The organism is Saccharomonospora sp. NPDC046836 (assembly GCF_040645195.1).
GTDB lineage: Bacteria > Actinomycetota > Actinomycetes > Mycobacteriales > Pseudonocardiaceae > Prauserella_A.
The window spans coordinates 1-10,726 of the sequence record NZ_JBEYXW010000072.1 but is presented as its reverse complement, the minus strand read 5'-3'; the positions used below and the strand labels follow the sequence as shown (position 1 = coordinate 10,726).

Sequence of the window (10,726 nt, the reverse complement as noted above, 5' to 3'; positions counted from 1 at the left end):
GGGACGGTGACGAGATGGAGGGCCCGGTGACGGACACGCAGGTTGGCATCATCGGCCAAGCAGGCGGCCACGGAGACCGACGAGAAGGAGACCGAGGCGCTGCGGGCGGCGCTCGGCGGGCAGAGCGGCGGCCGGATGCCGCGCGGCACGGCCGGTGCCATGAAGGAGCTGGAGGAGAAGCAGAAGCGCCGGCGCACCCGTTCCCAGCGCGACAGTCTCGACCTGGCCCTGGTCGACCTCACCAGCTTCTACCGCGACGTCCTGGCCCTCCAGTTCGGCTCCTCCCAGGAGGTCGTCGCCAACGCCGAGCTCCGCGACGCCCTGGAGCGGATCGCCGAGGGCAGCACCCCGGCCGCCACCCTCCGCCGGATCGAGGCCATCGCCGCCTGCCGCGAGGCCCTCGACCGGAACGTCGCGCCACTCCTCGCCGTCGAGGCGATGGCCATGGCGCTGCGGGCCGGGTGACGCGTCGCCTGAACGAGTGGTTTGGCTGATCGCCGACCCGAGCTGAAGGGCTTCTTCCACCCCATCGATCGTCACACATAGTAGTCGCGTCGCGGCTAAACGTTAGAGTCGGCTGCATGGAGAACCGTCGACCTCGTCCCCCCGCCCGCCGCTCACCGCGCCGCCCCCTGATGGCCGCGCTCCTCGCCGCGGCCGTCGCCCTCGTGCCGGCGTGCAGCGCGGAGAGCACCACGGCGGACGCCGCCGGCGACAAGGTCCTCGCGGCCCTCCCCAAGGCGGTCCCCGAAGCACTCGCCCCCTTCTACGGTCAGCGTCCGGCCTGGCGGACCTGCGAGGGCGCCGGCAAGGAGGAATTCGAGTGCGCCCGGCTCAAGGCGCCCCTGGACTACGACGACCCGACGGCCGGCACCCTCGACCTGGCCCTCTCCCGCAAGAAGGCGACCGGCCCCGGCTCCCGCCTCGGCTCCCTCCTCGTCAACCCGGGCGGCCCCGGCGGCTCCGCCATCGGCTATCTCCAGTCGTACGCCGCCCTCGGCTACCCGGCACCAGTCCGCGCCCGGTACGACATGGTGGCCGTCGACCCGCGCGGCGTCGCCGACAGCGAGCCCGTCACCTGCCTCGACGGCCCCGCGATGGACGCGCACACCGCCACCGACACCACCCCGGACACCCCGGCCGAGCGACAGGCCCTGGTCTCCGCCTTCCAGAAGTACGGCAAGGGCTGCCAGGCGGACGCGGGCAAGACCCTCGGCCACGTCTCCACCATCGAGTCCGCCCGCGACCTGGACCTCGCCCGCTCCGCCCTCGGCGACGAGAAGCTGACCTACGTCGGCGCCTCGTACGGGACCTTCCTCGGCGCGACCTACGCCGGGCTGTACCCGCACCGCGTCGGCCGCCTGGTCCTCGACGGCGCCATGGATCCCACCCTCGACGCCCGCCGGCTCAATCTGGAGCAGACCGCCGGGTTCGACACCGCCTTCACCGCTTTCGCCAAGGACTGCACCCAGCGGAAGGACTGCCCCCTGGGCGCCGGCGGCCCCCAGGGCGCCGGGCGGAACCTCACCGCGTTCTTCGACAAGCTCGATGCCGCCCCGCTCCCCGCCGGACAGGGCCGCGCCCTCACCGAGTCCCTCGCCACCATGGGCGTGGTCGCCGCCCTCTACGACGAGGCCGGCTGGCCCCAGCTCCGCACCGCCCTGACCAGCTCCATCAAGGACCGCGACGGCAACGCCCTGCTCGCCCTCTCCGACCTCTACCACGAGCGCGACGCCGACGGCGGCTACCAGAACCTCATGTCCGCCAACGCCGCCGTCAACTGCCTCGACCTCCCCCCGGCCTTCGCCGACCCGGAGGAGGTCGAGGCGGCCCTGCCCGAGTTCCGCAAGGCGTCCCCCGTCTTCGGCGAGGGCTTCGCCTGGGCCTCCCTGAACTGCGCCCAGTGGCCCACCCCCGCCACCTCGGGCCCGCACCGCATCGAGGCCTCCGGCGCCGCCCCCATCGTCGTCGTCGGGACCACCCGCGACCCGGCCACCCCGTACCGCTGGGCCCGCGGCCTCGCCTCCCAGCTCGACTCCGCCACCCTCCTCACCTACGAGGGCGACGGCCACACCGCCTTCGGCCGAGGCAGCGACTGCATCGACACCGCCATCAACACCTACCTCCTGGAAGGCACCCCGCCCGACAACGGCACCCGTTGCTGACCCAGGCCCCGGGTCCCCTCCGGGCCCCTTCGGGCCCGGTCCATCGCACTCCTCGGAACCCTGTAGACTGAACGTCGCTGCAGATGCGAACCTCTTCCCCGGAGACGGGGCCCGAAGAGGTTCTTCCTCCGCAGCTTGCCGCCTTAGCTCAGATGGCCAGAGCAACGCACTCGTAATGCGTAGGTCTCGGGTTCGAATCCCGAAGGCGGCTCCATGATGAACCCCAGGTCAGGCCTCTGACCTGGGGTTTCTTGTCTTCATTGACCTTGGAATCTCGGCAAATCGGGCACTGTCCGTCTGTGCATCGCAATGCGTAGGTCGGAGGTTCGGTTTCTGTGATGAGATCGACGGAGTAAGGCTCTGAACTGGCCTTTTGCTTGTTCGTAGGGGACGGGGTCAGGCCAGGTGCAACGAACCCCGGTGGACAACCGGTGGACAGTCGTACGTGAGGCTCCGTCAGGGGATTGCCACTGCCCCAGTGCCGACGAGGAAAATCCGCCGGTCCTTAACCGGGTTAGAGGCGGGATCGAGCTGTCCGGTACTGACAGTTTCCACGTCCCACGATCAAGCAGATCAGGCACGGAAGTGCTACTAGGGTCCGTCTTCAAAAGATCGTTCGATGGTGGATCATGGTGTCGTGATATGCCGACATGAACTCACTGATCGCGAGTGGGAGTTGCTCGCTCCGCTGATACCGCGGGCCGTCCGGGGGCGGCCCCGAGCGGAGGACCGGCGGATCATCAACGGGACGGTCTGCAAGATCCGTACCGGGATTTCATGGCGTGACCTGCCAGAACGCTATGGCTCCTGGCAGACGGTCTACACGTGGTTCCGTCGCTACGCGATCGGCGGCGTGTTCACCAGAGCCCTGCGGCAGATCCAGACCCGCGCGGACGCGGCCGGCGACATCGAGTGGCTGGTGCAGATCGACTCCACCACCGTCCGGGCGCATCAGCACGCCGCTGCCACCGGACGAAAAGGGGGAAGCACCGGCAGGACGAACCGGACGATCACGCCCTCGGCCGATCCCGGGGAGGCCTGACCACCAAGATCCACCTCGCCGCCGACGGGCAGGGCCGTCCTCTGGCACTCATGCTCACCGGCGGCCAACGACACGACAGCGTCATGGCACAGGCACTGCTCGAACGCATACGCGTGCCCCGCACCCGACCGGGCCGACCTCGCTGCACCCCCGACCATGTCGTGGCAGACAAGGCTTACAGCTCCCGGGCATTCCGCGTCTACCTGCGACGACGCGGCATCATCGCCACGATCCCCGAGAAGGACGACCGGAAGAAGCACCGCCAAAACCGCGGCAGTCACGGCGGCCGGCCACCTGGTTTCGACCGCGAGACCTACCGCCGACGCAACACCGTCGAACGCTGCTTCAACTACCTCAAGGGATTCCGCGGCATCGCCACCAGATACGACAAAACCGCCACCTCCTACGAAGCAGCGGTCAGCCTCGCCTCATTCCTGCTCTGGGCAAGATCTTTTGAAGACGGACCCTAGTGCAGGAGTCGGCCCTTTCATGGTTGCACGCGTCCAGTCGCTCATCGGCTGCGCACATGTGCCGCGACGGTTGTGGGTGCTTACGAGGTTATCGGGTTCTGAAGCGGCGGAAGAGGTTGCGGGCGACGCGTACGGCCGGGCCGCCGAAGCCGATGATGTCGATGCGCTCGTCGCCGGTGACGTCCGGGAGGGGGCGGGGGTGCTTTCTCGCCCGTCCGCCCCTGGGCTTGCCCGTGGTCGTTCGGGACGAGCTGGGAGGGGTCCGAACGCGCCGTAGCCGCGTCCGCGGGCGACGACCCTCTGTGTGGGCCGAAGCCGGTGATGTCCAGTGCCCTGTCACCACCCCCGGCAGGGGGCAACCGTGGCCAGCTGATCACCCTCGTCTGACCATCGCACTGATCACCACCACGCTGCGCATCATCCAAGACGTCGACCGTCTCTTCGATGGCATAGTCAGCGTCGTCGGATCCGCCGTGATCGCTGACGCCGAACGCCAGGCCAACCGTGACTTCATCACCATCCCCCGCTGTCGACCCGTCGTGCGACAACAACGGGACCCGCCGCACCATCTGGGCCGGACGGCGGCGAACAAGGAGGGGAAGGCGGCACTGCCTGGGCACCTCATCGGGTCAGCAGGGCCGCCGCCAGGACGACCAGGCCCTGGGCGTCGCCCCAGGGCCTGGGGTATTGACTCGGGCGAGGGCGGTAGGTGGCCAGGACGGTGCTGTTGTAAGCGGCCCACAGCACGGTGGGGAGGGGCAGGACAAGCTGCCCGACGGCCGCTCCGCCGACAGCCATGCCATAGGCGGCGACGCGGGTACGGCGTTCACCGAGCAGCACCGGGAGACTGCTGGTGCCGGCGAGGGCATCGGTGCGGAGGTCACGGAGGTCGTTGAGGAGGGCGGTGACGCTGCCGATGAGCACGCCTGTCACGGCGATGTACCACGTGCGCGCGTCCAACAGGAGGCGCTGCTGGACAGCCGGCAGGAGCACAGCGATCGCGAGCCACCCGGCCATGGTGTAGGGAAGCTTCACGCCGGGCAGCTGCCGGACCGCCAGCCGCCGTCCGTGCCACGGGATCAAGGGGGCCGTGTACAGCCAGGCCATGGCGCCCACGAGGACCACGACTGCGGCGCACCACGGGCGCAGGACCGTGATGGGCAGCATGGCTGCCGCACAGGCGGTCGTCCACCAGGTCAGGTGGCGGCGGTGCCCGGCGATCCAGGCGGCCCGCGGGCTGCGGTCGGTGTCGGCGGGATCCAGGCGATCGCGGGTGTACGAGGCCGTGATGAAGAGGAAGGCGAAAGCCGCGATCAACGGGTCGCCGGGCTTGTGCAGTACAAGGCTGGTGACCCAGGTGAAGGCTGCCGCGCTGGCGCCGAGGGTGATGTTGGTCCATCCCAGGACAGTGAGTGGGCCGGGGCCGGGCCGACTGCTGGCCACCTCGGTTCGGGTGGTCATCGACTTCCTCCTGTGGTGCTCGGCGGATGGGGGCAGGGGGCGTACCCGGCCCAACGACGCGCGCGGCTGGGTGACGGGGCGGGCGTCGCCGACACCACACTGATGGGTGAGTTTGGCTCTTTTGCTCCTTCTGGGGCGTAACGCTCCGGGACATCTTGGGATTGAGCCAGGTCGAGCGGCGGTCAGCGACAAGGGCTCTCCGTCGTGACAGGCAGACAGGAGCAGGGTGTTGGCGACGGACGAGATCGGCCTGGACGGGTCGGCCGGGTGGGAGCAGATGGCCGCCGAGGCAGTAGTCGGCAGGGAGCGGGTGGCCGCGGCCTTGTGTTCCGCTGTCGGTGCCGATGGTGCGGTGCGTCGGCCGTGTGCCAGCCGGACGCTGGAGTCGGCTCTGCTGTTCGTTCTGTTGCGCGAGAGCGGTACCCGCCCGGAACAGATGCGGGAACTCGGCGCGTATCTGGCCAGGGGGCAGGCGCAGACCACCGGGTTCGACACGGCGTTGGCCCAGGCGGTGCTGCACCGCCGCAAGGCTGATGGTGACGTTGTCGGTGACGGGTTGCTGGCCGGCTTCGACCACTTCTCCATCGCTCGCAAGCGGCTGCTGTTCGACGTCCACCTCGCCGTGGCGGGCGCGATTCCCTTCGATCCTTCGATGCTCCGTCCGGTGCGGACGGGGGGCGGGGAGGGTGACAATTCCGTCACCTGGATCGAAATGATCATGCTGAGTGTGCGGGTCCTCGTCGCGCACGGCCTGGGGCGGGCCGGGGAGATCGCCGATGGGGAACGGGAGCGTCTGCTGGAGATGCTGGGCTCCAGCCGGGCACCGGTGTGGGAGAACTACACCGCCGCGCACCTGCTCGCTCTCCTGGCCGTCCAGCGGTTCGCACCCGCCCACCCTCTCGTCGAGACCGGTGTCGAAGGGGTGCTGGCGTGCCGCAACCCGGACGGCGGGGTGCCGAGCATGTCGAACCTGGACGTGTTCAGCACCGGCCCGGCGGGGCTCGCCCTGGCCCGCGCCGGAGCAGATCGCGCACTGCTGCACCGCATGTGCGACTATCTGATCGGCTGGCAGATGCCGGACGGCGGGTGGTCATTCGGCGAGGACATGCGGCAAAGCGACGTGGACGCCAGCTCCTATGCCGCCGCCTGCCTGGCAGCCGTCGACTCGGAACGCCACCGGGACGCCCTGGAGCGGGCCGGCGAGTACTTCAGGGGCATCGTCGGACCGGACGGCGGGTTCCCGACCTATGTGCAGGGTGACCCGTCCGAGGTGGGCATGACGGCCGGGGCGGTCAGCGCACTGGCCTGGAACGGCAGCGATCACGGTGACCTGCTGGACGGTGCGGCGCGCTGGCTGCTGGACGCCCAGCACGCAGACGGCACCTTCGAACGCAGCTGGAGCCTGAGCGAGGCGAACACGATCTGGCGGGCGATGTGGGCGCTGCACTCGCTGCCCGAGCCGGCCCGCACCTCTCTTAAGGCGCGTATCACCGATGCGAGCGCCGCCTCACACCGATTCCTCGCCCGGACGCAGAACACGGACGGCGGCTGGGGCTACCGGCCAGGCCACGCCAGCGACACCGCCAGCACCTGCTACTCGCTGCTCGCCCTGGCCGCCATGGGCCGGCGCCCTCAAGAGGATTCCGCCGTGCGGGCGGGGCAGGCCCATCTGGTGTCCCGGCAGGGGCCCGACGGGACTTTCATGGCGCTGCCCGACCAGGTCGCACCCCGTCCCCTGCTCTTCGACGCGCCGGTTTTCACCGACATCTGGGTCCTGCTGGCCCTGACCTGCAGCGACGACGCCAGCAACACGACATGGTGAGCGGTCGCCAGACGCAGGCGAACGCCACCTGCGGGCCGCAACCCCCCGGCCGCGGACCGGCTCCGCAGCCCCTGCCCGTCGACCGGACCTCCCCGGTGGATCCGCCCGAGGAGTTCCGGCGCCTTCGCGCCGAGCTGCCCGTGGCGCCGCTGGCGTTCCCCGACGGGCCGCCGGGCTGGCTGGTCACCCGCTACGACGACGTCCGCGCCGCTCTGGCCGACCCCAGGCTCAGCTCCCGGCGCCCGCACCTGAACTCCCATGTCCGGGCCAGCCTCATCACCCCGCAGGAAATGGCCGTCCTGCGCCCCTCCGACCTGCTCACCAGCGACCCACCCGCACACACCCGGCTACGCCGCCTGGTGGCGGGCCAGTTCACCGCGCACCGGATGAATCTGCTCGCAGGTCGGATTCAGACCATCGTCGACCAACACCTCGACGCCCTGGCCGCCGCCCCGCGGCCGGTCGACCTGATGACGACCGTCGCCCTGCCCGTTCCCTCCCTGGTGATCAGCGAACTCCTGGGTGTGCCCTTCACCGACCGCGATCTCTACCAGCGCCTGACCGGTGAGCTGCTCTCCCTGGACCGGACCCGAGAACAGCTGCTGGCCAGCAGAGCCGAGATGAAGAACTACCTGCTGCACCTGATCGGCCTCAGACGCCACGCCCCGGCGGACGACCTGCTCTCCGGCCTCCTCCAAACCCAACGCGCCGACGCGACGCTGAGCGACGACGAGGTCGCCTCCCTGGCACAGCTGATCCTTATCGCCGGACACGAGACCACCGCCAACGTGATCGGCCTCGCCGTCCTCCTCCTGCTGCGGCCGCCTCGCCTGTGGGACACGGTGCGCCGCCGGCCCGAGCTCGTCGACGGGGTGGTCGAGGAGACACTGCGCTTTGCGACTGTCCTCCAGTTCGGGCTGCTGCGGGTCGCCCGCGAACCTCTGACCCTCGCCGGGCAGAACATCGCGGCCGACGAACGGGTCGTCCTCCACCTGCCCGCCGCCAACCGCGATGGCAACCGGTTCACCGGCCCCGACCGCTTCGACATCCACCGCACGAACGCCGGCAAGCACCTCGCCTTCGGGCACGGGCCGCACCACTGCCTGGGCCACCAGCTCGCCCGCATCGAACTGCGCACCGTCCTGGCCTCGATGCTGCGCCGCTTCCCGGACCTGCGCCTGGCCGCCGGCACCGACGCCCTCCCCACCCACCAGCAGCGGGTCGTCTACGGCCTCGCTGAACTTCCCGTACACACCATGCCGTGAGAACAGAGCTTGTTCATCCCCATGCCCAGACGCGACGGCTTCGGCCGATCGGGTGGCCAGCAGGCTGAGAGCCAATGAAGCCCAGGCCAGGCGTTGCAGGATAGGGCCGTGGGCCCGGTCGGCCCACGCCAACGTCGATGAAGGAGTGCTCATGTCCGAGACTCAGGTGGATCAGCAGCGGGCGATGGCCTGGTTCGCCGCGGTGGACACGGACCATAGCGGCCGCCTCAGCCTCTCCGACGAGCCCTCGCAACCGGCGGCGAATCCGCAGAATCAAATGGGCGAGGACATGATGTGGCGGCATGCGCTTGAGCATCTGATACAAGAAGGCTGATGCCAATGTGGACGGCGAGCTTTCGAAGGAGGAACTGCTTCGCGCGCTACGGGAGGGCAAGTTGACGGCCAGTGGCCTCACCGCCGTCGCTCCGATTCCGTAGTCCTCGCCGAGGTACGAACGCGCATCGGCCGCCCGCTGCTGCCACGGTCGGCGCACCTTTGGGACAGTCTGGTCGTTATCGGCTTGTGAAGAAGATCATGCTCGCGGCTCTGCCCGCGCTCGCCCTGTCCCTCGCGGCCTCCACAGCGCACGCCGACGAGGCTGCCGGATCCCTCGATGGCGGCATCTCCGCCGAGAATAACTTCGATCACGCCACGTCCCTCGGGCCAGTTCCGCTCACCGGGGACCAGCAGATCGCACTTGTCCCGGTGCTCGCCAGCTACGTGTGGTCGCAGAAGAACAGCCTTGCAAACAGCAGCCTCCTCGATCACGGCTGACCGTACGCGAGAGCTCCGGCCGCCGCAGTGAGGGTCGGAGCTCTCGGCCGCCGGCGCCAGCGTGTGACGTCGGTCACCGGGCACGCAAGCAACGCCCGGAAGCGCACGCTCCGAAGGCGGCCCCTTGGGCGCACAGGCCATGCTCCCTGCGCCTCAGGCAACTTCAGTACGGCAACACCCGCCATAGTCACGACAGCAGGCGAGCAGGCGAGCAGGCAGGCGGCAGGGAACTCTAGAAGATCATGTAGAGGGTCTTGTGGGCGTCAGCGTTGGCGATCACTTTGGCGCCGTCTTCCCAGTCGCTCATCGGCCGCGCACATGCGCCGCGACGGTTGTGGGTGCTTGCTGGGTTATCGGGTCCTGAAGCGGCGGAAGAGGATGCGGGCGAAGGTCGGCCACCTCGAGAGCCGAGCTTCTGGCGGTGCGTGCCTGGTCGGACTTATCGGGGGTGGTGCGACGGGTGCCGCAGCGGTGCGCACCCCCGGGGCCGCTTCTCCGACCACGTCAAGCACCCGCCTCTAGGGTTGGCCAGCTGCTACTCGGGAACGGACTCAAGATCAACCTACTTTCGCGCGACGAGTCCACTCATCAGGACGGGAGCAGCACTCCATGGCCAGTGTCGTTGGCAGGTACGAGATGACCAGCAGTGATGACAACTACGACGCCTACCTCAAGGCGATCGACGTCGGCATGATCCAGCGCAACCTCGCGGGCAAGGCCAAACCGACTGAGGAGATCAGCGAGAACGGCGGCCGGTACACGCTGAAGACCCTCACCGCACTGAAAAACACGGAGATCAACTTCGTCCTCGGGGAGGAGTTCGACGAGGAGACGTTCGACAACCGCAAGATCCGTAGCACAGTGACCCGGGACGGGGCGAAGCTCGTCCACGTGCAGAAGTACGGTGAAAACGAGGCCTTGATCGTGCGAACCTTCACCGACACGAGCATGGAGGTCACCTACTCGGCCCAGGACGTGATCTCCGCCCGGACGTTCCGCCGCATCTGAAAAGCCTGAACTTGCCGGGGGGAGACTCTTTGTAAGGTGACGGGTCAGTGATGCGAGCTGCGGGCTTTCCACGAGACTGCTGGCCTGATCAGGCCACTTTCGTCCCGTCGCCTGACCGCCCTCGCTCTCATTTGTTTTGATGAATGATCCCCGCTTTCGGCATGGTGCCGAGCGACTGATTGATCATGACTGAGAACTTGGCCATGAACTGAGACCGGGATTGGGGCGGCCACGCGAGTCCGCGCCGTGGCTCCTGCCTGGAGGCCCGGTTGCGGCTCCTTCGCCGACCATCCGTTTCATTGGAGACGCAGTGCTTGACTCGATCAGGATCGCAATCGTCGGTTCGTTCACCGGGCCGGAGACCAAGCACAGTGACGACTTGCTCACCGGTGCCCAGCAGGCCATCAAGGACATCAACGCCCGGGGCGGCGAGAGGGCAAAATGCTGGATGGCTGGAAGTACGACGACGCCGGCGAGCCGCAGACGGCCCTCAAGAAGGCCGACCGTCTGGTCACAGACCACGCGAGGTTCGTGATCGGCCACACGGCCTCGGCCCTGACTCTGACGGCGTCGGAGTACTACGAGGACATGAGAAGCCGTATCTCAACCGAACGTGATCCGTTGATTTCTACTGGTCAGGCATGGTCTCCCTTGGAGTGAGGGAGGCATGCGGCGTCTTGTGTCCGCTTCATGACCGAGGGGGCGCACGTCGGTGCTGG

General features: G+C 68.6%; 9 protein-coding genes, 1 tRNA gene and 1 pseudogene. 10 read left to right on the top strand and 1 reads right to left on the bottom strand.

Annotated elements, in window-relative coordinates:
• Positions 1–42 precede the first annotated feature (42 nt).
• The 4 genes and pseudogenes from ABZ863_RS34290 to ABZ863_RS34275 all read left to right on the top strand — a co-directional run bounded on the left by ABZ863_RS34290 (position 43) and on the right by ABZ863_RS34275 (position 3,677).
• Entirely contained in the window at positions 43–465 is a 423-nt protein-coding gene (locus ABZ863_RS34290; RefSeq protein ID WP_358543810.1) for a hypothetical protein, read from the top strand.
• Between the two features lie 116 nt (positions 466–581).
• On the top strand, positions 582–2,165 hold the full coding sequence (locus ABZ863_RS34285; protein ID WP_358193121.1) for an alpha/beta hydrolase: 1,584 nt from the start codon (positions 582–584) through the stop codon (positions 2,163–2,165).
• A gap of 137 nt (positions 2,166–2,302) precedes the next feature.
• Positions 2,303–2,379: transfer RNA gene (locus ABZ863_RS34280), tRNA-Thr, on the top strand.
• A 405-nt stretch (positions 2,380–2,784) separates the two neighbouring features.
• Positions 2,785–3,677 (top strand): annotated as a pseudogene (locus ABZ863_RS34275) (IS5 family transposase).
• A gap of 621 nt (positions 3,678–4,298) precedes the next feature.
• On the opposite strand, the gene ABZ863_RS34270 reads toward ABZ863_RS34275, so the two are convergent.
• Positions 4,299–5,138: a UbiA family prenyltransferase gene (locus ABZ863_RS34270; RefSeq protein WP_062191836.1), complete on the bottom strand. Its 840-nt coding sequence runs from the start codon at positions 5,136–5,138 to the stop codon at positions 4,299–4,301.
• Positions 5,139–5,364: 226 nt separating this feature from the next.
• Here ABZ863_RS34270 and ABZ863_RS34265 point away from each other — a divergent pair, with 226 nt between their 5' ends.
• From ABZ863_RS34265 to ABZ863_RS34240, 6 genes are all read left to right on the top strand, one after another.
• Positions 5,365–6,960, top strand: coding sequence for a prenyltransferase/squalene oxidase repeat-containing protein (locus ABZ863_RS34265; protein ID WP_358543808.1), 1,596 nt, complete (start codon positions 5,365–5,367; stop codon positions 6,958–6,960).
• Positions 6,954–8,225, top strand: a complete 1,272-nt coding sequence (locus ABZ863_RS34260; protein ID WP_062191841.1) for a cytochrome P450 — start codon at positions 6,954–6,956, stop codon at positions 8,223–8,225. The genes ABZ863_RS34265 and ABZ863_RS34260 overlap by 7 nt, the downstream gene beginning before the upstream one ends.
• Before the next feature lie 151 nt (positions 8,226–8,376).
• Positions 8,377–8,559, top strand: coding sequence for a hypothetical protein (locus ABZ863_RS34255; protein WP_062191844.1), 183 nt, complete (start codon positions 8,377–8,379; stop codon positions 8,557–8,559).
• A gap of 188 nt (positions 8,560–8,747) precedes the next feature.
• Positions 8,748–8,999 carry a hypothetical protein gene (locus ABZ863_RS34250; RefSeq protein WP_062191846.1) on the top strand — a complete coding sequence of 84 codons (252 nt, stop codon included), beginning with the start codon at positions 8,748–8,750 and terminating at the stop codon, positions 8,997–8,999.
• Positions 9,000–9,608: 609 nt separating this feature from the next.
• Positions 9,609–10,007 (top strand): lipocalin/fatty-acid binding family protein, encoded by a 399-nt coding sequence (locus ABZ863_RS34245; RefSeq protein ID WP_079139328.1) that lies wholly within the window; start codon positions 9,609–9,611, stop codon positions 10,005–10,007.
• Between the two features lie 441 nt (positions 10,008–10,448).
• On the top strand, positions 10,449–10,667 hold the full coding sequence (locus ABZ863_RS34240; RefSeq protein ID WP_358279925.1) for a hypothetical protein: 219 nt from the start codon (positions 10,449–10,451) through the stop codon (positions 10,665–10,667).
• Positions 10,668–10,726 lie beyond the last annotated feature (59 nt).

Bases quoted from the DNA above. Each gene is read 5' to 3' on its own strand.
- ABZ863_RS34255 (WP_062191844.1), top strand. From the start codon at position 8,377: ATGTCCGAGACTCAGGTGGATCAGCAGCGGGCGATGGCCTGGTTCGCC.
- ABZ863_RS34270 (WP_062191836.1), bottom strand. From the start codon at position 5,138: ATGACCACCCGAACCGAGGTGGCCAGCAGTCGGCCCGGCCCCGGCCCA.
- ABZ863_RS34260 (WP_062191841.1), top strand. From the start codon at position 6,954: ATGGTGAGCGGTCGCCAGACGCAGGCGAACGCCACCTGCGGGCCGCAA.
- ABZ863_RS34285 (WP_358193121.1), top strand. From the start codon at position 582: ATGGAGAACCGTCGACCTCGTCCCCCCGCCCGCCGCTCACCGCGCCGC.
- ABZ863_RS34245 (WP_079139328.1), top strand. From the start codon at position 9,609: ATGGCCAGTGTCGTTGGCAGGTACGAGATGACCAGCAGTGATGACAAC.
- ABZ863_RS34240 (WP_358279925.1), top strand. From the start codon at position 10,449: ATGCTGGATGGCTGGAAGTACGACGACGCCGGCGAGCCGCAGACGGCC.